This window comes from Tritonibacter scottomollicae (assembly GCF_032924845.1).
Taxonomy (GTDB): Bacteria; Pseudomonadota; Alphaproteobacteria; order Rhodobacterales; family Rhodobacteraceae; genus Epibacterium; species Epibacterium scottomollicae.
This window is the reverse complement of the sequence record NZ_CP136704.1, coordinates 1,776,043-1,800,100: the sequence shown is the minus strand read 5'-3', so window position 1 is coordinate 1,800,100 and position 24,058 is coordinate 1,776,043. Positions and strand designations below refer to the sequence as shown.

25 protein-coding genes and 1 pseudogene are annotated in these 24,058 nt (G+C 62.4%); 14 read left to right on the top strand and 12 right to left on the bottom strand.

Annotated features, from left to right (window positions below):
- Window positions 1-180 precede the first annotated feature (180 nt).
- The 3 genes from R1T40_RS09245 to aspS all read left to right on the top strand — a co-directional run bounded on the left by R1T40_RS09245 (window position 181) and on the right by aspS (window position 4,034).
- Window positions 181-1,320: an aminodeoxychorismate synthase component I gene (locus R1T40_RS09245; protein WP_317386703.1), complete on the top strand. Its 1,140-nt coding sequence runs from the start codon at window positions 181-183 to the stop codon at window positions 1,318-1,320.
- Entirely contained in the window at window positions 1,275-1,925 is a 651-nt protein-coding gene (locus tag R1T40_RS09240) for an aminotransferase class IV family protein (RefSeq protein ID WP_317386702.1), read from the top strand. The genes R1T40_RS09245 and R1T40_RS09240 overlap by 46 nt, the downstream gene beginning before the upstream one ends.
- A 324-nt stretch (window positions 1,926-2,249) precedes the next feature.
- Window positions 2,250-4,034 carry an aspartate--tRNA ligase gene (gene aspS / locus R1T40_RS09235; RefSeq protein WP_317386701.1) on the top strand — a complete coding sequence of 595 codons (1,785 nt, stop codon included), beginning with the start codon at window positions 2,250-2,252 and terminating at the stop codon, window positions 4,032-4,034.
- A gap of 393 nt (window positions 4,035-4,427) precedes the next feature.
- On the opposite strand, the gene R1T40_RS09230 is transcribed toward aspS, so the two are convergent.
- The gene (locus tag R1T40_RS09230) at window positions 4,428-5,147 is read right to left on the bottom strand and encodes a response regulator (RefSeq protein WP_317386700.1); all 720 of its coding nucleotides are present in this window, start codon (window positions 5,145-5,147) and stop codon (window positions 4,428-4,430) included.
- Window positions 5,148-5,332: 185 nt separating this feature from the next.
- Here R1T40_RS09230 and mce point away from each other — a divergent pair, with 185 nt between their 5' ends.
- Together mce and R1T40_RS09220 are read left to right on the top strand one after the other, a co-directional pair.
- Window positions 5,333-5,737: a methylmalonyl-CoA epimerase gene (mce, locus tag R1T40_RS09225; protein ID WP_317386699.1), complete on the top strand. Its 405-nt coding sequence runs from the start codon at window positions 5,333-5,335 to the stop codon at window positions 5,735-5,737.
- 86 nt (window positions 5,738-5,823) lie between these two features.
- Window positions 5,824-6,099 carry a DUF1467 family protein gene (locus tag R1T40_RS09220; RefSeq protein ID WP_106162987.1) on the top strand — a complete coding sequence of 92 codons (276 nt, stop codon included), beginning with the start codon at window positions 5,824-5,826 and terminating at the stop codon, window positions 6,097-6,099.
- A gap of 253 nt (window positions 6,100-6,352) precedes the next feature.
- On the opposite strand, the gene R1T40_RS09215 is transcribed toward R1T40_RS09220, so the two are convergent.
- Both R1T40_RS09215 and R1T40_RS09210 read right to left on the bottom strand, forming a co-directional pair.
- Window positions 6,353-7,045, bottom strand: coding sequence for an EI24 domain-containing protein (locus R1T40_RS09215; RefSeq protein WP_106162986.1), 693 nt, complete (start codon window positions 7,043-7,045; stop codon window positions 6,353-6,355).
- Entirely contained in the window at window positions 7,042-7,620 is a 579-nt protein-coding gene (locus R1T40_RS09210) for a nitroreductase family protein (RefSeq protein WP_106162985.1), read from the bottom strand. The genes R1T40_RS09215 and R1T40_RS09210 overlap by 4 nt, the downstream gene beginning before the upstream one ends.
- Window positions 7,621-7,863: 243 nt before the next feature.
- Between R1T40_RS09210 and R1T40_RS09205 the strand changes: the two genes are divergently transcribed.
- Window positions 7,864-8,142 (top strand): DUF167 domain-containing protein, encoded by a 279-nt coding sequence (locus R1T40_RS09205; protein WP_106162984.1) that lies wholly within the window; start codon window positions 7,864-7,866, stop codon window positions 8,140-8,142.
- A gap of 66 nt (window positions 8,143-8,208) precedes the next feature.
- Here R1T40_RS09205 and R1T40_RS09200 read toward each other — a convergent pair whose 3' ends face one another.
- The gene (locus tag R1T40_RS09200; RefSeq protein ID WP_106162983.1) at window positions 8,209-8,451 is read right to left on the bottom strand and encodes a hypothetical protein; all 243 of its coding nucleotides are present in this window, start codon (window positions 8,449-8,451) and stop codon (window positions 8,209-8,211) included.
- A gap of 154 nt (window positions 8,452-8,605) precedes the next feature.
- On the opposite strand from R1T40_RS09200, the gene R1T40_RS09195 reads away from it, so the two are divergent.
- From R1T40_RS09195 to R1T40_RS09185, 3 genes are all read left to right on the top strand, one after another.
- The gene (locus tag R1T40_RS09195; RefSeq protein ID WP_106162982.1) at window positions 8,606-9,265 is read left to right on the top strand and encodes a M48 family metalloprotease; all 660 of its coding nucleotides are present in this window, start codon (window positions 8,606-8,608) and stop codon (window positions 9,263-9,265) included.
- A gap of 9 nt (window positions 9,266-9,274) precedes the next feature.
- Window positions 9,275-9,655 (top strand): YigZ family protein, encoded by a 381-nt coding sequence (locus tag R1T40_RS09190; RefSeq protein WP_317386968.1) that lies wholly within the window; start codon window positions 9,275-9,277, stop codon window positions 9,653-9,655.
- A gap of 100 nt (window positions 9,656-9,755) precedes the next feature.
- On the top strand, window positions 9,756-10,031 hold the full coding sequence (locus R1T40_RS09185) for a DUF6455 family protein (protein ID WP_317386698.1): 276 nt from the start codon (window positions 9,756-9,758) through the stop codon (window positions 10,029-10,031).
- Window positions 10,032-10,183: 152 nt separating this feature from the next.
- Here the strand turns inward: R1T40_RS09185 and R1T40_RS09180 are convergent, their stop codons facing one another.
- The 3 genes from R1T40_RS09180 to rimO form a co-directional block, all read right to left on the bottom strand.
- A complete protein-coding gene (locus R1T40_RS09180; RefSeq protein WP_317386697.1) occupies window positions 10,184-10,390 on the bottom strand; it encodes a DUF3892 domain-containing protein in 207 nt (68 codons plus the stop codon).
- Window positions 10,387-10,587, bottom strand: coding sequence for a hypothetical protein (locus R1T40_RS09175; RefSeq protein ID WP_317386696.1), 201 nt, complete (start codon window positions 10,585-10,587; stop codon window positions 10,387-10,389). The genes R1T40_RS09180 and R1T40_RS09175 overlap by 4 nt, the downstream gene beginning before the upstream one ends.
- A 557-nt stretch (window positions 10,588-11,144) precedes the next feature.
- On the bottom strand, window positions 11,145-12,548 hold the full coding sequence (rimO, locus tag R1T40_RS09170) for a 30S ribosomal protein S12 methylthiotransferase RimO (protein WP_317386695.1): 1,404 nt from the start codon (window positions 12,546-12,548) through the stop codon (window positions 11,145-11,147).
- Between the two features lie 393 nt (window positions 12,549-12,941).
- Here rimO and R1T40_RS22280 point away from each other — a divergent pair.
- The 3 genes and pseudogenes from R1T40_RS22280 to R1T40_RS09160 all read left to right on the top strand — a co-directional run.
- A pseudogene (locus R1T40_RS22280) lies at window positions 12,942-13,490 on the top strand (pentapeptide repeat-containing protein); the annotation flags it as partial.
- Between the two features lie 93 nt (window positions 13,491-13,583).
- A complete protein-coding gene (locus tag R1T40_RS09165) occupies window positions 13,584-14,219 on the top strand; it encodes a hypothetical protein (RefSeq protein WP_317386694.1) in 636 nt (211 codons plus the stop codon).
- A gap of 115 nt (window positions 14,220-14,334) precedes the next feature.
- Entirely contained in the window at window positions 14,335-16,275 is a 1,941-nt protein-coding gene (locus tag R1T40_RS09160) for an AsmA family protein (RefSeq protein WP_317386693.1), read from the top strand.
- A 152-nt stretch (window positions 16,276-16,427) separates the two neighbouring features.
- Here the strand turns inward: R1T40_RS09160 and R1T40_RS09155 are convergent, their stop codons facing one another.
- The 4 genes from R1T40_RS09155 to R1T40_RS09140 are packed head-to-tail and all read right to left on the bottom strand — an operon-like array spanning window position 16,428 to window position 21,147.
- The gene (locus tag R1T40_RS09155; protein WP_317386692.1) at window positions 16,428-17,924 is read right to left on the bottom strand and encodes a phosphomannomutase/phosphoglucomutase; all 1,497 of its coding nucleotides are present in this window, start codon (window positions 17,922-17,924) and stop codon (window positions 16,428-16,430) included.
- A 23-nt stretch (window positions 17,925-17,947) separates the two neighbouring features.
- On the bottom strand, window positions 17,948-18,781 hold the full coding sequence (kdsA, locus tag R1T40_RS09150; protein WP_317386691.1) for a 3-deoxy-8-phosphooctulonate synthase: 834 nt from the start codon (window positions 18,779-18,781) through the stop codon (window positions 17,948-17,950).
- Between the two features lie 4 nt (window positions 18,782-18,785).
- Window positions 18,786-20,510 carry a capsule biosynthesis protein gene (locus tag R1T40_RS09145; protein ID WP_317386690.1) on the bottom strand — a complete coding sequence of 575 codons (1,725 nt, stop codon included), beginning with the start codon at window positions 20,508-20,510 and terminating at the stop codon, window positions 18,786-18,788.
- Window positions 20,488-21,147, bottom strand: coding sequence for an ABC transporter ATP-binding protein (locus R1T40_RS09140; RefSeq protein ID WP_106162973.1), 660 nt, complete (start codon window positions 21,145-21,147; stop codon window positions 20,488-20,490). The genes R1T40_RS09145 and R1T40_RS09140 overlap by 23 nt, the downstream gene beginning before the upstream one ends.
- Window positions 21,148-21,509: 362 nt before the next feature.
- Between R1T40_RS09140 and R1T40_RS09135 the strand changes: the two genes are divergently transcribed.
- Together R1T40_RS09135 and R1T40_RS09130 are read left to right on the top strand one after the other, a co-directional pair.
- Complete coding sequence (locus R1T40_RS09135; RefSeq protein ID WP_317386967.1) at window positions 21,510-22,082, top strand: uracil-DNA glycosylase family protein; 573 nt, start codon at window positions 21,510-21,512, stop codon at window positions 22,080-22,082.
- Window positions 22,075-22,866: an SseB family protein gene (locus R1T40_RS09130; RefSeq protein WP_317386689.1), complete on the top strand. Its 792-nt coding sequence runs from the start codon at window positions 22,075-22,077 to the stop codon at window positions 22,864-22,866. The genes R1T40_RS09135 and R1T40_RS09130 overlap by 8 nt, the downstream gene beginning before the upstream one ends.
- A gap of 297 nt (window positions 22,867-23,163) precedes the next feature.
- Here R1T40_RS09130 and yghU read toward each other — a convergent pair whose 3' ends face one another.
- Complete coding sequence (gene yghU, locus R1T40_RS09125; protein ID WP_106162971.1) at window positions 23,164-24,042, bottom strand: glutathione-dependent disulfide-bond oxidoreductase; 879 nt, start codon at window positions 24,040-24,042, stop codon at window positions 23,164-23,166.
- Window positions 24,043-24,058: the final 16 nt, after the last annotated feature.

Sequence of the window (24,058 nt, the reverse complement as noted above, 5' to 3'; positions counted from 1 at the left end):
ATGCGGGTGGCAGTCTGAATCAGGCGCGGGCAGCGCCCAAATTGTCCTGCGTTATAGGGAGCGAGACAAAAGGTGCAAGGGGGATCGGCCCCGCAACGCAATTTGCCGCTTTCGGGCCTTTCCCGAGGCGATCAAACCGCTATATGCGGGGCTCCAACAGTCTGTGAGGAGACTTTGACGGTGCGACTCCGGTTTGACAATGGCCCTGTGTGTGGTGAGGGCGGCGGTGCGGCGCAATTTGCCGAGCCGCTGCGGATGATCCGTGCCGCCTGCGCACAGGAGGTGCCGGGTGCGCTGGCGGCCCTGGATGAGGCGCGCGCCGAGGGCTATTGGGTTGCGGGCTATGCCTCCTATGAGCTGGGCTATGCGCTGGAGCCACGGCTTTCGACGCGGATGCCGGAGCGCCGGCGTCTGCCGTTGATGCAGTTCGGGGTGTACCGCGCGCCGGCGGTGGCAGAGGTTCCGCGCTGGGCGGGTGATGCAGGCTTTGGCGAGGCGGTGCCACGCTGGGACGCGGCGCGCTATGCGCAGGCCTTTGATCAGGTGAAGGCGCTGATTGGCGCGGGCGATATCTATCAGGCCAACCTGACCTTTCCCATTGATGTCGCGGCCTGGGGCAGTCCGGATGCGCTATACGCGGCGCTGGCACAGCGTCAGCCGGTGGGTCACGGGGTCCTGATCGAGCAGGAGGGCTTGCCCGCGGTCCTGTCGCGCAGCCCGGAGCTGTTCTTTCGCACCACGGGTGAGGGCGTGATCGAGACCCGCCCGATGAAGGGCACGCAGCCGCGCAGCGCCGATCCGGCAGAGGACGCGCGGCGGCGTGATTTCCTGCAGGCGGACGAGAAGAACCGCGCGGAAAACCTGATGATCGTGGATCTCTTGCGCAATGACATCAGCCGCGTGGCCGAGACCGGATCGGTGCATGTGCCGGAGCTGTTCGCGATCGAAAGCTACACCACCGTGCATCAGATGGTGTCGCTGGTGCGGGCACGTCTGGCGGCGGGCTGTGGTCTGGCGGAGATCTTTGCCGCGCTGTACCCTTGCGGGTCGATCACCGGCGCGCCGAAGATCCGCGCCATGGAGGTGCTGCGAGATCTGGAACCTTGGGCCCGTGACATCTATTGCGGCGCCATCGGCTGGGCGGCGCCGGATGGCCGGTCGGAATTCAACGTGGCAATCCGCACCGTGCTTCTGGACGGCGACCGCGCCACTTTCAACGTCGGCGGCGGGCTTGTCTGGGACAGCACCGCCGCCTCGGAATATGAGGAAGCGCTGTGGAAAGCCCGTTTTGCGCAGGTGACGACCCCGATTTCCGCCTGATCGAGACCTTCGGCTATGTGCCGGGGCAGGGGGCGCGCGTGGCGCGGCTGAATCTGCATTTGGCGCGGATGGCACGGTCGGCGGCGGTGTTTGGCATCCCCTTCGATGCGAAAGGAGCCAGCCGTTTGGTGGCGGGCTTATGTGGCTCGGTGCCGCTGCGCTGCCGTATGACCCTTGCGGCAGATGGCGCGCTGGATCTGGCGACCTCTCCGATGCCGCCCGTCGCACCTTTGTGGCGATTTGCCATCGCCGAGGCGCGGCTGGAGGCAGATGACCCGATGTTGCAGCACAAGAGCACTCGGCGGGCGCTCTATGACCAGGTGCGGCGCGACCTTCCGGCGGGGGTGCAGGAGATGGTGTTCCTCAACACGCGCGGGGAGCTTTGCGAAGGAACGATCACCAATATCGCCGTCACCACCGCGCAAGGCGACAGGCTCACACCACCGTTGGCCTCCGGTTGTCTGCCGGGGATCTACCGTCAGAGCCTGCTGGAGGCCGGCGCGCTGCGCGAGGCGGTTATGACGATGGATGATTTGAGGCAGGCGCGGCAAATCCATCTGATGAACGCACTGCGCGGGCAGATCGCGGCGCGGCTTGGCGCGTAAACACGCGCCTCTCTCCCGACGAATGTGTCAGACAGGATGCCCGAGCGGAGGGGGGCAGCCGGTCCCCGCCGGGGACCGGCTGCGGCGCCGCGCAACGCGCGGCGCCCGGCCGAACCGCAAGGTGTTGCCCTGCCTGTGCAGGGCGGCCCGCGTGGGCGGGAGCCCCCCGCGCCGCTGCAGTGGTGCAAAACAGGGCGGTGAGGTCGGTCAATTGGCCCGGTTTGCTTGACAAGACCGGTTGAACCCTGTGTACGGGTGCGGATGAATTTTGCCCGGCGATGATGCCCCGCATCTCGCCAGCCGCAGCCGAGAGAGACCAGATCCATGCACGCATACCGCAGCCATACCTGCGCCGAGTTGAACAAATCCCACGTCGGCGAAACCGTTCGCCTGTCCGGCTGGGTCCATCGGGTCCGCGACCACGGCGGCCTCTTGTTCATCGACCTGCGCGACCATTACGGCGTCACCCAGGTCATGGCGGATCCGGATAGCCCGGTGTTTGCCGAGATCGAAAAGGTGCGCGCCGAATGGTGTATCCGCATCGACGGCGAGGTGAAGGCCCGCGACGAAAGCCTGATCAACGCCAAGATCCCGACCGGCGAGGTCGAAGTCTTCATCCGCGACATCGAAGTGCTCGGCAAATCCGAAGAGCTGCCGCTGATGGTCTTTGGCGAACAGGAATACCCGGAAGAAACCCGCCTGCGCTATCGTTACCTCGACCTGCGGCGCGAGAAGATGCAGAACAACATGGTGCTGCGCTCGCAGATGATCCAGTCGATCCGCAAGCGCATGTGGGATCGTGGCTTCAACGAATACCAGACGCCGATCATCACCGCATCGTCCCCCGAGGGCGCACGTGACTTCCTGGTGCCTTCGCGTCTGCACCCGGGCAAATTCTACGCTTTGCCGCAGGCGCCGCAGCAGTTCAAGCAGCTGATGATGGTGTCCGGCTTTGACAAGTATTTCCAGATCGCGCCCTGTTTCCGCGACGAGGACCCGCGCGCCGACCGTTCGCCCACCGATTTCTACCAGCTCGACCTCGAGATGTCCTTTGTCACTCAGCAGGATGTGTTCGACACCATCGCGCCGGTGATGGCGGGCGTGTTCGAGGAATTCGGCAAGGGCCGCAAGGTGGATGCCGCCGAAGACTGGCCGCAGATCTCCTACAAGGACGCGGCCCTGTGGTATGGTTCCGACAAGCCGGACTTGCGGAACCCAATCAAGATGCAGGTGGTGTCCGAGCATTTCGCGGGCTCCGGCTTCGCAATCTTTGCCAAACTACTGGAGCAGGACGGCACTGAAATTCGCGCCATCCCCGCGCCGACCGGCGGCAGCCGCAAGTTCTGCGACCGCATGAACGCCTTTGCCCAGAAGGAAGGTCTGCCCGGCATGGGCTATATCTTCTGGCGCGATCAGGGCAACGGCATGGAAGCCGCAGGTCCGTTGGCCAAGAACATCGGTCCCGAGCGCACCGAGGCAATCCGCCAGCAGCTCGGTCTGGGTGTCGGCGATGCGGCCTTCTTCCTCGGCGGCAAGCCAAAGACCTTCGAGAGCGTTGCCGGCCGCGCCCGCAATGTGATCGGCGAGGAGCTGGGCCTGACCGACAAGGACCGCTTTGCCTTTGCCTGGATCGTAGATTTCCCGATCTACGAGAAGGACGAAGAAACCGGCAAGGTTGATTTCGAGCACAACCCCTTCTCCATGCCGCAGGGCGGGATGGAGGCGCTGCAGGGCGACCCATTGGCCGTGCGCGGTTTCCAGTATGACCTGGCCTGTAACGGCTATGAGCTGGTCTCTGGTGCGATCCGGAACCACAAGCCGGAGATCATGTTCAAGGCCTTTGAAATTGCAGGCTATGGCAAGGATGAGGTCGAGAAACGCTTTGGCGGTATGGTCAACGCGTTCCAATACGGCGCCCCGCCGCATGGTGGTTGCGCGGCCGGCATCGACCGGATGGTGATGCTGCTGGCAGATGAGGCCAACATTCGCGAGGTCATCATGTTCCCGATGAACCAGCGCGCCGAAGATCTGATGATGGCGGCCCCGAGCGAGCCCATGTCAGAGCAGCTTATGGAGCTGGGCCTGCGGGTGATTCCACAGCACAACTGATCCACGGGCAAATGCGCTGCAAATCCTGGAATGGGGTCGCCAATTGGCGGCCCCATTTGCTTTTGCAGTGTTCTGTGAGTGTTGGTGAGGTGTTGGTGCGAGCGGGGATTGCCGCCTCCGCGCGCGAAGGTCATGCGGACCCAAGACGCCGGGCGCAGATCGCTGCTGTGGCGTTTGCGGCGCGGCACGCACGCTTTCGTAGAGGCCGAGGCGAGATGCGAAGGCCGTTCAACCCCTCGCGCCTGGACCAGACAGGACAGCCACCGCAGGTTCAGGACCTCGCGCGGTGGACCCTTTGCTTTGATGGGCGGGGCTGACGCGTGCTGATGCGGGATTGCAGCAACAATACAATGGCCAGTGTTGCGGAGGCGATCAGGAGCGTTTCAATCATGATCAGATCGCAATTTTGCGCTGCAGACGTTCTTGCACGAGGTCGGCGATCACCGCTGTTTCCACAGCCAACGGACCTCCGGATTCGCGGGTTTCAGCCAGACGGGTCGCGGCTGTGGCCAGCGAGGAGTCCCCGACGCTGCGGGCGACGCTGCCGAGGAACTGGGCCAGATAGTCCAGCGTCTTTTCGTCCCGGGCTTCGTCGAGAACTTCGGCCGCATGTGCCATATCATCGCGAAACGCGAGAATATCGGGTTCGACCGCCTCGTCGGTGATGGGGCGCGGGCCGATCGGCTGACGCTCCGGTGGCATGTTGTTGAGGATGGCGTTCTGAAACGCGGCGACGGAGACGATGGGCTTGGGCAGAAACCCATCCGCACCGGCGGCCAAAGCGGCGCTTTCAGTGTTTTCGTCCCCCGAGATGCCGAGGATGACGGCAACCTGACGCGAGGCGCCCGACAGAGCTTCGATCAGTTCGGCGCCGGAGCCATCAGGCAGGCCCATGTCGATGATCACCACCGAGGGGCGGTAGACCTGCAAATGTCGGCGGGCGGATTTCAGACTGTCGGCCCGGCGGATGCGGGCCCCGCTGCGCAAACACAGCAGGCGCATCGCCTCGCAGGCGTAGCGGCTGTCTTCTACCACAAGGATCGTCAAACCCAGAAGCGGGCGGCGTCCACTTCCCAGCCGGGTCGCAGAGGCAAAAAGATCCGAATCGTCCATGTTCTGACCTCACTGATTACATACTCCGACGCTATGGAATCTGGGCTAACAAGTTCTTAATAGCGGCCGACGTGACGTCTCGACGCGGTCATATACATCTCTGGCGTGTGCCAGTGGGCTTGCAAGAAACGTAGGGTTTTGATCTTTACGGGGACATATTGTTTCGGATGCTGAGGGAGCCTGCCATGATCGGACGACTGAACCACGTAGCTATTGCCGTGCCGGACCTGGAGGCCGCGATGGCGCAGTATCGCGATGCGCTTGGCGCAAGCGTGGGGGCGCCACAGGATGAGCCGGACCATGGGGTGACCGTGGTCTTCATCGAGCTGCCGAACACCAAGATCGAGCTGCTCTATCCGCTGGGGGAGGGCTCGCCGATCCAGGGATTTCTGGACAAGAACCCGGCGGGCGGTATCCACCACATCTGCTATGAAGTCGACGACATTCTGGCGTCGCGGGACCATCTGAAATCCGAAGGCGCGCGGGTGCTGGGCACGGGAGAGCCGAAGATCGGGGCGCATGGCAAGCCGGTGCTGTTCCTGCATCCCAAAGATTTCAACGGCTGCCTGGTGGAACTCGAAGAGGTTTGAGACTAGATGGCCACTGTCGGGCCACGTGTCCGAACTGATTGTCCCGCAGGCTGTCCTGCATTCTGGCCCCGTGAAAGGAACATCCTATGGGTATCACATCCGGTCTCGTGCTTTATGCGGTCATCTGGTTCATGACCTTTCTGGTGGTGATCCCGATCCGACTGGAGACCCAGGGCGATGCCGGAGCGGTGGTGCCCGGCACCCATGCTGGCGCGCCCGAGCGGCATTTTCTGAAGCAGAAGGCCTGGATCACGACCGGGGCGGCGGCTGTGCTCTGGGCGATCATCGCCGGGGTGATCTGGTCCGGTGTCATCAGCGTCAACGATTTCGACTGGCTCAACCGTCTGCCGGACCGTCCCTGATCGGATCATTCGAGAAATCAGCGGCGAGAGGGGCGTTCTCCCGCCCGTTGCGACGGCATGAAACATGCCATCGCGCCCGTTGGGCCGAGCGCCGAACCTGACGGCCCGGCGCAGATCACCTGGCCGGACCCGGATCGGGCCAGTGACCATGCGGTGGCAAGTGACCATGCGGTGGGCGGCGCTGGCGTGCAGGTCGCAGCTACCAGATCAAATTTGATCGCCGCACCCGCAGGTTGGCTGGCATCTCAGGCGGTCACTCCGCACGCCATAGGGCGTGGAAGATATGGGTGAAGGTCGCCGCTCCGAGGATGGGGATCAGCAGGTTCACCAGCGGAACCGACAGCGGCATTGCCATCAGCACACCGGCCGCCCAGATGGTTGCGCCATGGCGTCGGCGCAGGCGCTTGGCCTCCACCAGCCCGACCCTGCGTGCAGCGGCGAGGGTGAAATACTCACGTCCCAGCAAAAAGCCGTTGAGCCCCCAGAAGATGAACAATGCCGCCGGGGCAAAGAGTGCGTAAAGCACCAGCGCCAGCACGTTGGCGGTAATCAACACACCGAGGAAATTCACCGTGTCTTTGACGCCTTCCCAGACCGACAGGCCCGGCACGGGCGCAAGATGCGGATAGTGGCGCGCCTCGACCGCGGCGGCCACCTCGTCGAGGAACATCGAGGTGATCGCCGAGGCGACCGGCACCATCAGGAACACCGACAGCAGCATCATAAAGAAGAACGATCCCACCGACAGCAGGTCGTTCATCCACGTGACCTCACCGATCAGGGGCAGGGAGGTCTCTGGCCCGACCAGCGATTGGATCAGCATCAAAAGCGCGGCATAGGCGGCCACCAGAAGCGCAAAGGTCAGCCCGATGCCAAGCAGGAGCACCCGACGAAAGCGCGGGTCCCCGACCTGGCCCAGGGCCTTGCCAAAAGCGGTAAAGATCATGCGTCGACCCAGGTGGTGATCGTCTCCAGATCCGGGCGCGGGCGCTCGGGCGGCACGGAGCCTTCGGTGGCGATGTGGATCAGCCCGGCGACCCGCTCGTTCGGCGCAAGATCAAAGGCGGCCTCGCAGAAACCGCGATCATGGCTCATCCAGCCGGACAGCCAGTTGGCGCCCCATCCCGCAGCCAGCGCCGCGTTCAACAAGGCCAGACAGACGGCGCCTGCGGAATAAGTGATCTCCAGCGGCGGGATCTTGGGATTGTTCTTCTGGATCTCGATGACCACAACGGCAAGCTGCCCAAGGTCGAACTGGCTGCGGGCCTTGGCGATATCCTCGGCGGATTTTCCGAGCCGCGCGCCTGCCGCTTCGGTCAGATCGCCGAGGCGGCCCATCGCGCCCTGTTCCACCACGATGAAGCGCCAGGGCTCCAGTTTGCCATGATCCGGCGTGCGGGCGGCGGCGGTGAGCAGGGGCATCAGCTCGTCGCGGCTGGGAGCCGGGGCGATCAGGGTCTTGGCCGGGCGAGACCGGCGGGTTTGCAGAAAATCGAGGGCGGCATCATTGCGTTGCGGCATATGTAAAACCTTATTACATCTATCCTGCCCTATGTCGGGCAGCGTGGCGTGGGTTTCAAGAGGCAAGACGCCTTGCATCTGGCCACCTCTGCGATGCAGGGGCCGGGCTGGGAACTGTCCTGTCTGGCGTGTAGTGAAGCAGGCGCGATCTGTCCACGGGCAGGCCCGCACAGGGTGCCCCGCGCCCTTGCACATGGGGTGCACGGCGCACATGGATAGGCGAGCAGGTAGGAGCAGCAGGCGATGGCAAAGCCGAAGGCGCGGCAAATGGCGGACCTCAGCGACCTCGCCGTGGCAGGGGCTGAAGTCACGGTGCGGGTGACGCCCAAGGCGGCGTTCAATGCTGTGCAGCGGCAGGGTGATATCATCAAAGTTCTGGTGACAACCGTGCCGGAGGGCGGCAAGGCGACGGCAGATGTGCAGGCGCTTCTGGCCCGCGCGCTGGGTCTGGCGCCGTCACGGCTGGAGCTGAGACGGGGTGCGACCAGCCGCGACAAGACATTTGTGGTGCGCGCAGCCTGAGGCCGAGGGCGACAACCGGATCCCCACCGCAGGCGGTCCCTTGACCAGAGCCACACGGGCGCGGCGTCAGCTGTTCTTTTCCAGCACCAGCCGATAGACGCCTTCTGGCAGGTCGAGCGCGGCCGCAAGATCCTGCAGCTGCTCGGGAGAGAGGGTGATGCGCTGAACCGAGTTGGTGCGCGGGTCGAATTGCTCGACCGTGACACATTCGGAAAAGGCGTTGATGATCACATCCTCGTTCAGATGCGCCTTGCCCTCGTCGACGAGGGTGATCACCGTGGAATCGAATTCATGCTCGATGGTAAACATGTCTTCAGCTTGCCACCGGCCGGGCGGCACTGGCAAGCGGTGATCTTGGGCCGCATCAGGTGGCAGGACCGCAATGTGGATGCACAACCGCGCCAGTTGATTGCACCCTCGCCCGGAACCGGGCTAGCCTGAGTGTGTTCAACCGTGGAATGTCATGCGTCGTTTCTTGATTCTCATTGTCCTGTGGGTTGCCGGCTGTGCCGGTATCACCGCCGATGACCCGACCTATCGCGCCTTTGTCGCGGTGGCGCAGGATGTGGAGCCGGTGGCCGAGGCCGAATGCCGCAAGCGCAATCCCAACCGCAACTGTGACTTCGAGTTGCAACTGGATATGGACCCCAAGGCGCCTGCCAATGCCTTTCAGTCGGTGGACCGCAGCGGGCGTCCGCTGGTGATCTTCACGGCGTCCATGCTCGAGAGCTTCAGGAACCCGGACGAGATGGCCTTTGTGATGAGCCATGAGGTGGCGCATCATATCCTCGGCCATCTGGACCAGCAGCGGCGCAATGCCGTGCAGGGGGCCGTGTTTCTGGGGGAGCTGGTCTCGCTTGAAGGGGGCACGCCGGAGGAAATCGCCAATGCGCAGTATGTGGGCGCTGTGGTGGGCGCGCGCAGCTATTCAAAGGCGTTTGAGTTGGAAGCGGATGCGCTGGGCACGGTGATTACCCATCTGGCGGGCTATCGTCCCAGCATCGGGGTCCAGTTCTTCGATGCCATCCCGGATCCGGGGGATGCCTTTCTGGGCACGCATCCGGCCAACCCCGACCGCATCTTGGTGGTCAAGAAAACCATCCGTAAATACGGTCTGAACTGAGGGCTGATGATGACGAAGAACCCGGACGCTGCGCCCGTGGGGTTGACGAAACTTGGCGTGGTGCTGACGGATCGCGGCTCTAAGTATGCGGTCACCGGTGCTCCGGTGGGCAGTCGCGCGGATGTGGATGCGGTGCTTGCGACGCTGAAGACGGAGCGCGCTTATGCCAAGGCCACCCACAACACCTGGGCGGCGATGCTGCCCACCGGCGCCCTCAAGGCCGACGATGGCGAGAGCGGCGCCGGCATGGTGATCCTGCGGATGATGGAGCGCGAGGGGCTATCGGATCACGTCATCATCGTCACCCGCTGGTATGGCGGCAAGAAGCTGGGCGGAGATCGCTTTCGCCGGGTGCAGGACGCGGTGCGCGCCTATCTGGAGGCCCGCTGAGCGAGGCGCTGTGGCCATAGGTCTATTTGACCTGCATCAAGGCGTCCGCCCCTGCGCGCTGGCAGAGTGATCCGCGTGAACAGGATCAGGAGCGCGTATCATGACCGACCCGGAACAGCTGAAGACACACGCGGCCCTCTTTGACCGTATGGGCAAGGCCATGGGGCTGGACCTTGAGGAAGAGGCGGTCAGCGGTACCCTGCAGTTCGAGGAAATCGCCGAGGCGGTGCTGCGCTGCACCCGCTGCGCCTGCCCGCAGGTCTGTGATCGCAAACTGGCAAGCCTTGAGGGCGAGATCGAGCGCACGCCGGATTACTGCCGCAACGCCGATCTGCTCGCCTATCTGAAGGAAGAGCACGCGGTGGCGGCGGAGTAGGGTCCGGGCCGGGGCGAAGCAGCAAGCAGGACCGAAGTCTTCACTCAGAATACAACACAAACTGAACAACGAAATGCGCCGCCCTTCCGGATTTGTCGGGCGGCGCTTCCTTTATCTTGATACTAGGTGTTCGACGCCCGTGAGGCGCAGTGTCACCTGTTCACGTTGTCAGACTTGGACCGATCAGGATTGTCCCGCACGTACTTGCGTTTCTTCACCTTGATGACGTGGGCGTCCGGGTGCAGGCCCTGCTCGACTTCCTTGACTGCTTTGCTGCGGGGGACGTCTTTGCGTCGACCGATGTCGTAGGTCTCATTGCGGCCGCCGGGGCCATCATTGTTGCCCTTGATTTTGGTCATGCGTTCCACCCTGCATATTCCCGCGGTGCGACTTCGGGAAAGCGATGGCCATTGATGACCTCCGAGACGCGTCCTTGGTTCAATGCGCCAAGGAGGGACGCGATCTGAGCCTGGTTGAGCGGCGTGAATTGCCAAAGCCACTTGATGTAAGCGGCGAGAGTGGGGGTGAGCCGGGGGCTCGATTTCTTCTGCGGCATGGAAAACCTCCATGTTGCCAAATCAGCAACCATTGAATTTTCCGCGTCCCAAACATACACTCACTTTGTCAGGAGAGAGATGCATGTTGGGACGAGGCAGGCCGAAAGGGTTGCTTGGACCATGGCCTCTTTTCAAAAGGCGAGGCCGCGATCTGCGTGCCTCGCCTTTTATTTTTATAGCCACAAGCTGTCTAAAATTCAATAATTCGTTAAACGATAGCTCTCGGTGTCTGCCTTCTGCCGAAATGCGCTTATTTTCAAGGGCTGTCAAGGGGTATGAGGCGCGAATTCGAATGGTGGCGAGAAGCCGCGCATGCCCGGTCTGCATTTAGTGCAGGGCCGGATGAGTAGCGCTAAATGCTGATGCGATTCGCTTAAGCGCTGACTCTCGGTCAGCGCCTAGCTCGAAATCTTTGGTTGAATTACATGTAAGACGGCCCCGACCTCGGGTGGGGGTGACGCCCCCCCCTCTCGTTTTGCCGGAGGCAAACCTACGGTTTGACGTGGAGGTCGGGGGCTGTCCGGCCTATCGGCCAGACAAGAGGAGGCTATTGTGGTTAGCGCAGTGCGCCCCAGAGGTCATACTCCCCGGCCTCGTCCACCTCGACCGTCACCAGATCGCCAACGTTCAGCGCATCGGTGCCCTCGTCGATGAACAGGTTGCCGTCGATCTCCGGCGCGTCGGCCTTGGTGCGGCAGGTGGCGATGCCGTCTGCGTCGATGTCGTCCACGATAACCTGCATGGTCTGACCCACCTTGGCGGCGAGCTTGGCCTCGGAAATTGCCTGCGCCTTCTGCATGAACCGCTCCCAGCGCTCCTGCTTCAGCTCCTCGGGCACGTGATCCGGCAGCGCGTTTGAGCGCGCACCATCGACGTTTTCGTATTTGAAGCAGCCCACCCGATCCAACTGCGCCTCGTCCATCCAGTCCAGCAGATGCTGGAATTCGGCTTCCGTCTCGCCGGGATAGCCGACGATGAAGGTGGAGCGCAGGGTGATCTCGGGACAGATATCGCGCCAGGCGCGGATCTCGTCCAGCGTCTTGGCGCCAGCGGCAGGGCGGGCCATGCGGCGCAGCACATCCGGGTGGGCGTGCTGGAAGGGGATGTCGAGATAGGGCAGCACCGCGTTGGCGGGATCGGCCATCAGCGGGATCAGCTCGCGCACAGATGGGTAGGGGTAGACGTAATGCAGCCGCACCCACAGCTCCTCCGCCGGGGCCAGTTCCCCCAGGGCGCGGGTGAGGTCGGTGATATGGCTGCGGACTTCGCCGTCCTTCCATGGGTTCACGTCATATTTGCGATCCAGACCATAGGCGGAGGTGTCCTGGCTGATCACCAAGAGTTCGCGGACGCCGGCGCCAACCAGCTTTTCCGCCTCGCGCAGCACCGCATGGGCCGGACGCGAGGCCAGTTTGCCGCGCATGTCCGGAATGATGCAGAACTTGCACTTGTGATTGCAGCCCTCTGAGATCTTCAGATAGCTGAAATGGCGCGGTGTGAGGCTGACGCCAGTGGCGGGCAGCAGGTCCACAAACGGGTCCGGGCTGGGCGGCACGGCGGCATGCACCGCATCCAGCACCTGTTCGTATTGATGCGGGCCGGTCACGGCGAGGATGCGCGGGTGGTGTTCGCGGATGTAATCGGGTTCGGCCCCCAGACAGCCGGTGACGATGACCTTGCCGTTTTCCTTCAGCGCCTCGCCAATGGCCTCCAGGCTCTCGGCCTTGGCACTGTCGAGAAAGCCGCAGGTGTTGACGATCACCGCATCGGCGCCGGCGTAATCGGCGGAGATGCCATAACCCTCGGCGCGCAGTCGCGTCAGGATGCGTTCGCTGTCCACCAGCGCCTTGGGGCAGCCGAGGGAGACCATGCCGAGGCTCGGCTGGTCCTTGCGGGGGGCGGCGCCAAAGGAGGGTTTCGGCGCGAGGTCGGGGCGGAGATCTGGCGGATTGCTGGTCATGGCCGTCCTATAGACCGCGCGCGCGGTCAAGGGAATAGGGGGTTTGCGCGCAATGTGCCCCTGATTGACGAGGCGGGGCGGCCATCTGCCTTTCGCGGAACACAAAAGCTGCGCTAGGCTCCGGGCAGTTGATTTGCAATGACGTGAGACTTTGATGCCCGATTCCGCCGACACGCGCCCACCAAAGACCCCGAAGGGCCTGCGCCCGGCCAATGAAAACCCCTGGTACATCCTGATGACGCTCTATGGCGAGCAGGAGGGAGAGGAAGTTGATCGGGAATTGCACGAAAAGAACCGCCGGGCGTGGAATGCGTGGTCGGGACACGCGCTGAATGCTGAGGAACGCGAAGCGGCGGCGAAGAGTTCTGAAATCGATATGTCAGAGCTGGAGGCCTGGGACGGACTGGCAGAGGAGATCAAGGCACGGTTCGTAGCGGAGTATCAGCGCCGCAATCCAAAGGTCGACGACGTACCAGATCTCCCCGCTCCCGAAGGCCCGATAGAGCTGTCAAAAACAGCCTTCTCCAATACAGTTGTTTTGGAGAAGGCTGTTTTTGCCTCCAGAGCTCTGTTCGAACTCGGCAACGTTCACGCAGGACGCTTGGTTCGAACTCGGCGACGTTCACGCAGGGCGCTCGGTTCATCTCGGCGACGTTCACGCAGGACGCTTGGTTCATCTCGGCGACGTTCACGCAGGACGCTTGGTTCGAACTCGGCGACGTTCACGCAGGACGCTCTGTTCGAACTCGGCGACGTTCACGCAGGACGCTTGGTTCGACTCGGCGACGTTCACGCAGGACGCTTGGTTCGAACTCGGCGACGTTCACGCAGGGCGCTTGGTTCATCTCGGCGACGTTCACGCAGGGCGCTCGGTTCATCTCGGCGACGTTCACGCAGGGCGCTCGGTTCATCTCGGCCACGTTCAGCGGCTTTGCCTATTTCACAGGAACCCGTTTTGGGAGTTCTACTGAAGAACCCTGCATCCCGGATTTCAGAGACTGTCAGCTTGAAAAACCAACCTCCTTTCGTCAGGCGTTGTTCTGTGATGGCTATCCAGATTTCTCGGGCGCGGTGCTGCATGACAAGACCAGCTTCACCGCGCGGATGCTGCCGACTTCGGATAAGATTTCCGAAGATGAAGACCTTGAGGGGCAGACCTACTGGCCCGAGAAAACCAAACAGGACCCGGTCAGTGCGCGCGAAAGCTGTGCCACCATCCGGCATGTGCTGACCCAGCAAGGGCTGCCGGAGGACGCGCATTTCTTCTTTCGCCGGGAAATGCGCTTTGCCGGGATGGCAAGCGCAGGACGCAGCTTCACCGAGCGGCTGCCTTATCTGCTGTACGGCTGGCTGTCTGACTTTGGGTATTCGATCCAGCGGCCCTTGATTGGTCTGCTCGGTCTCTGGTTTCTAGGGATGGCGGTGCTTTGGGCGGTGTTCTCCTTTCCCGGCGCAGCATCCGTACTCACTCAGAGCGATCTTGGCACGGCGGCGGCGCTCAGCTTTTCCAACCTCTTTCCGCTCTTTGGCTTTGGTCGGGTGTTTCTGGGCGATGTGCTGACAGAGCTCCCCCGTTGGGCGCAGGTGCTATGTGGCCTGCAAACCGTGTTTTCACTGCCGCTGCTGTTTTTCCTCGGTCTGGGGTTGCGCCAGAGGTTCCGGCTGCGCTGAGCCATGGTTTTGAGGACACGGCCGGATTGATCCCGCGGGTGAGGGTTGTAATCTGGTGCAAAGCCCTGAACTTGGGCCAGACATCCGCTGAATTCCCAAAAAGGGGCCACGAGCCATGCGCCTGATCCTTCGTCTTCTTACCGCCCTCGTTCTGACCGTCGCTGCGGCCTTTGCCATTCTGGCGTTTATTCCGGGGCAGAAGCTGGCAGAGCTGGTGGGGCAGCAGATCGAAAAGCAGACCGGTCGGCAGGTGGTGTTTGGCGGTGACGTGCGATTCTCGCTCTGGCCGACGCTGGGCATTCAGGCCGACACCGTGGCGCTTGCCAATGCGGATTGGGCGGGGCCGGAGCCGATGCTGACCGCCGGGCGGCTGGTGATCGGCGTGGATGCGGCGGATCTGATCCGGGGCGATGTGCGCATCACCGAGCTGACGGCGATCGTGCCGCATCTCAACCTGGAAACCCGCGAGGACGGGACGGGCAACTGGGTGTTTGAAAGCGCACAGGCCGAAGCGGGCGCAGCGGGTGAGAGCGCGACGGATGAGAGCGCCTCCTTTGCGATCGAGGCGGTGACGCTGAACGGGGCTTCGCTGCGCTATGCACCGCATGGTCAGGACGTGATCGAGATGAGCCAGGTGGACCTGAACCTGCTGTGGCCTGATCCCAACGGCACCGCGACGATAGATCTGACAGTGCGCCCATCGGGAAAACCGGTGCGGGTTCAGGGGGAAGTGGGGAGCTTCAAGCAATTCCTGCTGGGGCAGGTGGCCTCGGTCGGGGCGACGGTGACGACACAGGCCAGCAAGGCGCGGCTGGATGGGCGGGCGGATCTGACCGGCGCATTTGACGGACGTGTGACGGGCGCCAGCGAGGACACGAGCGCGTTGATGGCGGCGTTGGGACTTGCACCGGCAGAGATCCCGCAGGGGCTGGGCCGGACGGTCGAATTTGCTGCCGACACCACCTATACGCCGGACGGCCGCATCGCGCTGCGTGACCTGAGCCTGTCGCTGGATCAGAACACGGTGACGGGGGAGGCTGATGTGAACACAAGCGCCTCGCCGCTGCAGCTGACGGCAGCGTTGAAGGGCGATGTGCTCGATCTAAGTGCGCTGGATGCTGCACCGGCGCCCTCCGCCGGGGACGCAGGGACGGGCGGCGCTGCGGCGCGGGGCTGGTCGACAGAGCCGATTGATGCCTCGGCCCTTGCGCTGTTGGACGGGCAGATTTCGCTGGATGTGCAGGGGCTGAAAACCTCCTCGCTGACGCTTGGACCAAGCCGGCTGACGGTGGCGGTTGAGCGCGCGCGTGCGGTGCTGTCGTTGCTGCCGGTGCAGGCCTTCGGCGGCGCGTTACAGGGGGAGTTGATTGCCAACAACCGCAACGGCCTGTCGGTCGCCGGGCGGCTGAGCTTTGCCGAGGTGCAGATGCAGGAGGCGCTGGGCCAGCTGGCGGGATATGACAAGCTGCACGGCGAGGCATCCGGGGCGCTGAATTTCCTAGGTGTTGGCAATTCCATGGACCAGATCATGAGCTCGCTGGATGGCAAGGGCAACGTGGAGCTTGGCAAAGGGTTTTTCACCGGCTTTGACTTGCAGGCGATCATGGACCCGGACGGGGGCAATGGCGGTTCCACCATCTTTGAGGGGCTGACGGCCAGTTTCGCGATGGAAGATGGCACCCTGCGCAATGATGATCTGCGGGCTGCGCTCAAGGTGCTGAAGGCCGAAGGTGAGGGCCGTGTGGGGCTTGGCGCGCAGGATCTGGATTACACCTTCACCCCTACGGCATTCGCCAGCGATACGTCGTCGGGCATTTCTGTGCCGGTGCGGATCCGTGGGTCCTGGTTCGACCCGGAGATCAAGCCGGATCTGAGCAAACTGGTGCAGCCGAAGCTGGATGAGGCTGAGGAAAAGGCCAAGCAAGCGGTGCGTGACAAGTTGAGCGAGGAGCTGGGCGTGCCGGTCGAAACTGAACAAGACGTCAATGACGCGCTGAAGCGCCGCGTTGAGGAAGAAGCACGCAAGCAGTTGCTGAAGTTCCTCGGAGGCGACTGAGGCGAGTATGGACCGGGGCGCTGCCCCGGACCCCGAGGTATTTGAGAAAAGCTGAAGGGTGCCGTCGCGCTGGTTCGCGATATGACATGAGAAAGGCCGCGTCTCCGGAAAGGAAGGCGCGGCCTCTTTGGTCTTCATCGCTGAGGGCGTGCTCAGATGGTTTGGTCGTAATCGCCAACGCCCGGTTCGGTGCGGATGACATCGTCGATATCGGCAAAGATCGCGCGCATCTCGGCTTCGCTCTCAGAGCTTTCGCAGACCACCACCAGATTGGGCGTGTTCGATGAGGCGCGCACCAGACCCCAGGAGCCATTGTCGAGGATCACCCGAGCGCCGTTCACCGTGACGACGTCCTGAATGGCGCGGCCGGCAACTGTCTCTCCGGCGGCGTGTTTGGCGACCAGCTTGTCGACCAGACGTGCGAGTATGTCGTATTTTTCGGTGTCAGAGGCGTAGGGGGACATGGTGGGCGTCGCCCAGGTCTTTGGCAGCGCCTTGCGCAGGTCGGACATCTTCATGTCGGGGTTGCGGTCCAGCATCTTGCAGACCTCGACCGCGACGCGCATGCCGCAGTCATAGCCGCGACCGATCGGTTCCGCGAGAAAGTAATGGCCGGATTTCTCAAAGCCAGCCAGCGCGCCGATTTCCTTCACCCGGCGCTTCATGTGGCTGTGGCCGGTCTTCCAATAATCGGCCTTCACGCCGTTTTTCAGCAGCTCGGGATCAGACGCATAGAGGCCGGTGGATTTCACATCTGCAACAAAAGTGGCATTTGGATAGATCTTGGACAGATCGCGCGCCATGATCACGCCAACCTTGTCGGCAAAGATCTCTTCACCCTCGTCATCGACCACGCCACAGCGGTCGCCGTCGCCGTCAAACCCAAGCGCCAGATCAGCCCCCGACGCTTTGACGCTGTCGGACATATCATGCAGCATTTCAAGGGCTTCTGGGTTGGGGTTGTAGTGGGGGAAGGTGTAATCCAGCATGTTGTGGCTGGGCACAACCTCAACGCCGATGCGTTCAAAAATCTCAGGGGCAAAGGCCGATGCCGTGCCGTTACCAGTGGCGCAGACGACCTTGAGAGGGCGGGACATTTTGAAGTCGCCGACCAGATCGTCGATATAGGCCTCTTTCACTCCCTCAACAAATTCGTACGAGCCGCCCTCGCGCCGCTCTCCTTCGCCGCGCAGCACGATATCGCGCAGCTCGCCCATCTCGTCCGGACCATGAGTGAGCGGACGGTCAAAGCCCATCTTCACCCCGGTCCAGCCGTTGGGGTTGTGCGAGGCGGTGACCATGGCGACCGCGGGCACATCGAGATGGAACTGCGCGAAATACGCCATCGGAGACACGGCGGGACCGATGTCCTTGACCTGAATGCCAGCCTGCATGAGGCCTAGCATCAGCGCGTTCTTGATGGCAAGGGAGTAGTCGCGGTAATCATTGCCAACGGCAATCACCGGCGCGATGCCCCGGCGGATCATCTGGGTGCCGAGGCCAAGCCCCAGTGCGGTCATGCCGGGCAGGTTGATCTCTTCCGGGTACTTCCAGCGCGCGTCATATTCGCGAAAGCCCGTGGGCTTGATCATCGCGTCGCGCAGGAACTCCCAGGTGTTGGGCGTCACTTCGGGCTGAGGCTTGGTCATATGTGTACTCTTTATCTCGGAGCTCAGAGACGGATCGGATCCGCTTTTGCAAGCGCATCAAACCCCATCAATGTATCAATCAATTGCGGCATATCTTTTAGGTAAATCATATTCGGCCCATCGGAGGGCGCGTTGTCCGGATCTTCATGGGTTTCGATGAAAACCGCAGCAATGCCCAGAGAAACGGCAGCACGCGCCATCACCGGCGCAAATTCGCGCTGTCCACCGGTCGATCCGCCCTGACCGCCGGGCTGCTGCACCGAATGGGTGGCGTCCATGACGACGGGATATCCGGTTTGCGCCATCCGGGGCAGGCCGCGCATATCGGCGACCAGCGTATTGTAGCCAAAGGAGGTGCCGCGCTCTGTCAGCAGGATCTTGTTGTTGCCGGTGCTCTCGACCTTGGACACCACATTGTCCATGTCCCAAGGCGCCAGGAACTGACCCTTTTTGATGTTCACGGCCTTGCCGGTGTTACCAGCGGCCAAAAGCATGTCGGTTTGACGGCACAGGAACGCCGGGATTTGCAGGATGTCGACGACGTCACCGGCGACGATGCACTGGGCTTCGGTGTGGACATCTGTCAGCACCGGCACGCCAAACATGTCGCGTACGTCGGCGAGCACCTTTAGCCCGGCGTCGATGCCAAGGCCGCGCTTGCCGGAGAGCGATGTGCGGTTGGCCTTGTCATAGGAGGCCTTGAAGACGAATTGTGCGCCGGCGGCGTCGCAGGCTTCCTTCATCTTGCCGGCAATCATCTGCGCGTGATCGGCGCTTTCCAGCTGGCAGGGGCCGGCAATGACGGTCAGAGGACAGTCATTGCCAATGGTGATACCATTGATGTCAATTTTTTTCATGAGTTTACGAAGATACCTGTTCCCGAAGAATGGATGCCGTCAGGGCACACATCAGGTAGATACCGGAAAAGATCAGGAAAGCCAAAATCGTATTTTCGAACTTGCGCGGGCTGGACGGGCTGTCGGAGGGAACCGGCTCAACCGCGGTGGTGAGGTAGCGCACCTGACGATTGGCCTCCATGCGGGTCTGTTCCACCTGCTGTAATGCCGATTGCAGCATCATGTCGCGGGTCGCGAGATCAGCCTGCGCCATCTGAATCTTGACACTCAGAGAGGCAAGCGAGTTTTCGCCTTGCGACGCATCCGTCATCCGCTTGTTCAGGTTGTCGATCAGGGTTTCCAGCCGTTTGACATCGGCTGCGGTGCCTTCGACTTTTGCCGCGTTCGGGCGCAGGTTGTCCTGCAGGGCGGCCAGTTCCAGCTTCTTTTGCTGCAGCTGCAGTTCGAATGTGTTGATCTGGCTGCGCAAAGACGCAATCACGCCTTCCGGGTCAAGGACGGCGCCCTGCTGTTGCAGACGCACCAGTTCGGCCTGCGCGTCCCGGCGCTGCTGTTCTGCCAGTTCCAGCGCACGCTCGGCATCGCCGACCTGGTCGTCCCGTTTCTGCTCGGACAGGTGGTTCACCTTCTCCTGCGCGTAGGAAATCAGTCGGCTGGAGAATTCCGCCGCAACCTCAGGCTCGGCAGCGGATACTTCCATCCGCACCACGCCTTCGGTCGGATCATAGCCGATCTTCACATTGCGTTCGTATATCGTATAGGCGTCGTCGTTGGTGGCGCCAGGTTCCAACCGCTGGATCGGATCAATCCAGTCCTGGGTGAAATGCGCGCGAAAGCCCGCTTCTTCGTCGAGACGGCGCATCGCCTCCTTGGATTGCAGATAGGCCTGCACGGCGATCGAGTCCTGGCTGGTGGCAAACTGAGTGCCGCTGAGCAGGCCGCCAAACCCGGATGCGCCCGTGCTGTCGGCCTTCAGCACCAGAAATTCCGAATGGGAAGAGTACATCGGCGTGGCGACGTTGTAATAGTAAAACCCCACGACAAATGTGGGGATCATCACGAAGGCCCCAACCCGTGCGCCGAGCAGCGCCATCTTGCGCCGACGGCGGCGGGCAATGTCACGCTGGATGGATTGGATTTCGCGGTTGCGACGCTCAGCGGGGCTGAGGTGTCCGGGCGTGGGAGGCGCGGCTTTCTCCCGGCTGACTGTCTGCGGCAAGGTCTGTGCATCGGCCCCTGACGGTGATGTCGGGGCGGGCACTGACGCCTGTTTTGACTGCGGAACCACCAGTTCCAGCATGTTCGAGCGTTTGAACGGATCAATACCGATCTGACGCAGCTGGCGCACGGCGTCATAATCCGAGGTCGCCGGCAAATCGTGTTTCTGCGCCACGCGACGGGCCAGGCGGAGTTGGCGCCCGGTGAGACCTTCGCGTTTGATCTCTTCGATGTCAGTGGATCCTGCGCCCGCAGCTGCGGACGCTGCCTGATCGCCACTGGTTTGCGCGGCGTTTGCGGCTGGTTGCGACGGTGCCGCGGGCGATGGTCCTGACGGCTGTGCCTGCTGGTGCTCTGCCCCGGTGGGCTCGGTTGCGGCCGCAAAGGAGGCAGGGCTTTGCCGTGGCGGGTCTACCGGACGGGCGGTCGCAGAGGTGCGGGCCTCGGCCTCCCCGAAGGAGGACGGTGAACGCCGGATGCGAAATCTCTTAGCCTTGGGTTTCGTAGTCATAGAGCTGTTTCGCTTCTTCCAAGGTTTCAAACATGTGGAGCTGCCCGTTCGACAGCACGGCGGCGCTGTTTGCGAATTTCTCCAGCGTGCTGGGCTGATGGGAGACGATGACAATCGTCGTGGTTGCCAATCGTTCCTGCAAAATGGTGCCAGCCTTGCGATTGAACTCCACATCGGTGGAGCTGGGCATGCCCTCGTCAATCAAATATATATCGAAATCAAGAGCCAGCATCAGCGCAAAGGTGAACCGGGACTTCATACCGGCGGAAAACGTCCCAAGGGGCTGGTCGAAATACTCATTCAGACCACACAGCCAGCGGCAATAGGATTCGACGTAATCCGGGTCCAGACCATACAGGCGGGCGATGTAGCGGCTGTTTTCCATTGCCGAGAGACGTCCGACAACGCCGCCCATGAACCCCAGTGGAAAGGAAATCTTGCAGCCGCGGTAAATTTCGCCGTCGTCCGGCTTTTCGAGACCAGCCATCATGTTGATCAGGGTGGTCTTGCCGGTGCCGTTTGGAGCCAGAATGCCAAGCGAGGTGCCAAGCTCTACCTGAAAGGAGACCTTGTCCAGGATCACCTTGCGCTGGGTCCCGGTCCAGAAGGATTTACTGACGTTCACAAATTCCAACATGACCTGCTCGGCTTGCCGTCTCTTACCTCAATCAACAGAGTGCCCATACACCCTGCTATGTTCCCTCAGCGCATTCGCGCCATTCTTGTTGTTCGCCCGCTCGGGCGGTGTTTTCATTCGCGTGATGCGAACCATATGCCCTGCCGGGCGTTTAAAGCGACCCGACGCGTTCCTGTGCAGCGAGTGCTAACACAGGAACGTTAACGGTTTACGCGTTGATTCAGGCGCAAATATGTCGAATTTGAGCGATGTCATGCCATAGAGCAGGAACGATTGCGTTATCGCACGTGGCACGGTCAGGTCAGTATCGCAGCATTTCAGCGAAAGGAAAACGGGTGAAGCGGGTCTCGGAACTGCAGCAAATGATTGCCGAATGTCGCATCTGTGCCGAGCGGTTCGCGGCGACGCAAACGGCCCATCGGCCGCGTCCTGTGGTCTGGTTCGCGGGCGGTGCACGGATCTTGATCGCCGGTCAGGCTCCGGGGCTGCGGGTGCATGAAAGTGGTAAACCATTTACCGATCCCTCCGGCGACCGGTTGCGCGCATGGCTGGGGCTCAGCGAGGCGCAATTCTATGACCGTGAACGGGTGGCCATCGTGCCCATGGCGTTCTGTTTTCCCGGCTATGACGCCAAAAAGGCCGACCTGCCGCCACCGCGCATCTGTGGTGAAACCTGGCACGACAGCGTGATGGACGCATTGGACGGGGTGCGCCTGCATATTCTGGTTGGCGGGCATGCGCATCGCTATCACCTCGGCACCCGCAAAGGCGTGACGGAGGTCGTGCGGGACTGGAGATCCCTGCCGGAGGATGTCTTCGCCTTGCCTCATCCGTCCTGGCGCAATACGGCTTGGTTGAAACGCAACCCCTGGTTCGAGGCAGAGCTGCTGCCGGTCCTGCGTGCTAGGGTGAAGGAGCTGATGGATAATGACTGAACTGACCCCGCTGGATCTGGCTCACGCAGCTATGGAGGCGGCTCCGGACGACGACGCGGCCCGTTTGCGGTTTTTTGAGCGGCTTGCGGATAGCGAGTTGTTCATCCTGCTGGACAAGGAGCCGGAGGGCGAGCGGATCAGCCCGCAGGTGTTTGATACTGGCGAGGGGCAGTTTGTTCTGGTGTTCGACCGCCAGGAACGTCTGGCGCAGTTTGCCGACCGGATCGTGCCCTATGCCGCGCTTTCAGGTCGGGTGATCGCGCAGATGCTGGCCGGGCAGGGCATTGGTCTGGGCGTCAATCTGGAGGTTGCGCCGTCGTCGATCCTGATCCCGGAGGCGGCGATGGGCTGGCTGGCAGAGACGCTGTCGCATGCGCCGGGCGAGGTGGAGGCATCCATATCCGAGGTGCGCCCGCCCAAGGGGCTGCCCGAGGTTCTGCTGACAGCGCTGGATGCCAAGCTGGCGACTGCCGCCGGCCTGGCGCAGACCGCCTATCTTGCGGCAGTGACCTATGAGAGCGGCGGCAGCGGTCACCTCTTGGCTTTTATCGGGACAACCGAAGGGGCCGAGGCCTCGCTGGCGAAGGCCGCCGGCGAGGCATTGACCTTTTCGGGGATCGAGGCCGGAGCGCTGGATGTGGGGTTCTTTGCGGCCAGCGAGGAGATCTCGGCGCGGCTGTCGCGCGTGGGGTTGCGGTTCGACCTGCCGAAGGTGGAAGCCGCCCAAAGCTATCAGCCGCAGATGCCGGGATCAGATCCGGCCAAGCCTCCGCGTTTGAAATAACGATCCGATTGCGCAGAACAGAGACGGGGGCTCTCCCGCCCGTCGCCGGATCACTTGGGTGATCCGCTCCCGTTGGGCGTGGCGCCGGGCCATTCGGCCCGGCGCTGCCTCCAGCCCCTGATGGGGGCTGGAGGCTCGGCCCAACCCTGCCAGGGTGCTCTGCCAAGGGCAGGGCGCCTGCAGCGGGGGCGGGAGGCCTCCCCTATCTGGGATATGTCACGGACCAAGGCCCAACGGAGCAAAAGAAAACCGCGCCGGGATGCGGCGCGGCTTTGCAGATGTTCTGGGCGGTCGAAGTTACTCCGCCGCTTCGGACTCCAGCTTATCCTGGGTCCGCGTTGCGAAATCCTCCGCCGAATGGCGTTCGCGCAATTGCGAGGACAATTCGCCGAAGGATCGGTTGACCATGCGGCCGCGTTGCACGGCGGGGCGGGCGTCGATCGCCTTGGCCCACCGCATCACATGCTCGTAGCTTTCCACGTCCAGGAACTCTGCCGCATCATAGAGACGCCCAAGAACCAGCTGACCATACCAGGGCCAGATCGCGATATCGGCGATCGAATACTCTTCACCGCCGAGATAGGTCTTGCCCGCCAATTCGCGGTTCAGCACGTCCAGTTGGCGTTTGGCTTCCATGGTGAAGCGGTTGATCGGGTATTCGAATTTCTCCGGTGCGTAGGCGTAGAAATGGCCGAAGCCGCCGCCGAGATAGGGCGCAGAGCCCATCTGCCAGAACACCCAGTTCATCACCTCGGTGCGGGCGGGGCCGTCCTTGGGCAGGAAATGACCGAACTTCTCGGCCAGATGCATCAAGATCGATGCGCTTTCGAACACGCGCACCGGTGCCTCGCCAGAGCGGTCGTGCAGCGCCGGGATCTTGGAATTCGGGTTGATTTCGACAAACCCGGAGCCGAACTGATCGCCATCACCGATGTTGATCAGCCAGGCATCATACTCGGCGTCTTTCACGCCCAGTTCCAGCAGCTCTTCCAGCATCACGGTCGCTTTGACGCCATTGGGGGTGGCCAGCGAATAGAGCTGGAACGGGTGATCCCCAACGGGCAGCTCCTTGTCGTGGGTGGCACCCGCGATGGGACGGTTGATGGAGGCAAACTTGCCACCGCTTGCTTGATCCCAGGTCCAGACCTTCGGAGGGGTGTAGGTCGTATCGCTCATGGAGGGCCTCATCATG

Bases quoted from the DNA above. Each gene is read 5' to 3' on its own strand.
- mce (WP_317386699.1), top strand. From the start codon at position 5,333: ATGATCGGACGACTGAACCACGTAGCTATTGCCGTGCCGGACCTGGAG.
- R1T40_RS09180 (WP_317386697.1), bottom strand. From the start codon at position 10,390: ATGACCAAAATCAAGGGCAACAATGATGGCCCCGGCGGCCGCAATGAG.
- R1T40_RS09155 (WP_317386692.1), bottom strand. From the start codon at position 17,924: ATGACCAAGCCTCAGCCCGAAGTGACGCCCAACACCTGGGAGTTCCTG.
- aspS (WP_317386701.1), top strand. From the start codon at position 2,250: ATGCACGCATACCGCAGCCATACCTGCGCCGAGTTGAACAAATCCCAC.
- rimO (WP_317386695.1), bottom strand. From the start codon at position 12,548: ATGACCAGCAATCCGCCAGATCTCCGCCCCGACCTCGCGCCGAAACCC.
- R1T40_RS09205 (WP_106162984.1), top strand. From the start codon at position 7,864: ATGGCAAAGCCGAAGGCGCGGCAAATGGCGGACCTCAGCGACCTCGCC.
- kdsA (WP_317386691.1), bottom strand. From the start codon at position 18,781: ATGAAAAAAATTGACATCAATGGTATCACCATTGGCAATGACTGTCCT.
- R1T40_RS09185 (WP_317386698.1), top strand. From the start codon at position 9,756: ATGACCGACCCGGAACAGCTGAAGACACACGCGGCCCTCTTTGACCGT.
- R1T40_RS09195 (WP_106162982.1), top strand. From the start codon at position 8,606: ATGCGTCGTTTCTTGATTCTCATTGTCCTGTGGGTTGCCGGCTGTGCC.
- R1T40_RS09230 (WP_317386700.1), bottom strand. From the start codon at position 5,147: ATGGACGATTCGGATCTTTTTGCCTCTGCGACCCGGCTGGGAAGTGGA.
- R1T40_RS09140 (WP_106162973.1), bottom strand. From the start codon at position 21,147: ATGTTGGAATTTGTGAACGTCAGTAAATCCTTCTGGACCGGGACCCAG.
- R1T40_RS09220 (WP_106162987.1), top strand. From the start codon at position 5,824: ATGGGTATCACATCCGGTCTCGTGCTTTATGCGGTCATCTGGTTCATG.
- R1T40_RS09190 (WP_317386968.1), top strand. From the start codon at position 9,275: ATGACGAAGAACCCGGACGCTGCGCCCGTGGGGTTGACGAAACTTGGC.
- R1T40_RS09200 (WP_106162983.1), bottom strand. From the start codon at position 8,451: ATGTTTACCATCGAGCATGAATTCGATTCCACGGTGATCACCCTCGTC.
- R1T40_RS09215 (WP_106162986.1), bottom strand. From the start codon at position 7,045: ATGATCTTTACCGCTTTTGGCAAGGCCCTGGGCCAGGTCGGGGACCCG.
- R1T40_RS09175 (WP_317386696.1), bottom strand. From the start codon at position 10,587: ATGCCGCAGAAGAAATCGAGCCCCCGGCTCACCCCCACTCTCGCCGCT.
- R1T40_RS09145 (WP_317386690.1), bottom strand. From the start codon at position 20,510: ATGACTACGAAACCCAAGGCTAAGAGATTTCGCATCCGGCGTTCACCG.
- R1T40_RS09160 (WP_317386693.1), top strand. From the start codon at position 14,335: ATGCGCCTGATCCTTCGTCTTCTTACCGCCCTCGTTCTGACCGTCGCT.
- R1T40_RS09210 (WP_106162985.1), bottom strand. From the start codon at position 7,620: ATGCCGCAACGCAATGATGCCGCCCTCGATTTTCTGCAAACCCGCCGG.
- R1T40_RS09135 (WP_317386967.1), top strand. From the start codon at position 21,510: ATGATTGCCGAATGTCGCATCTGTGCCGAGCGGTTCGCGGCGACGCAA.
- R1T40_RS09130 (WP_317386689.1), top strand. From the start codon at position 22,075: ATGACTGAACTGACCCCGCTGGATCTGGCTCACGCAGCTATGGAGGCG.
- yghU (WP_106162971.1), bottom strand. From the start codon at position 24,042: ATGAGCGATACGACCTACACCCCTCCGAAGGTCTGGACCTGGGATCAA.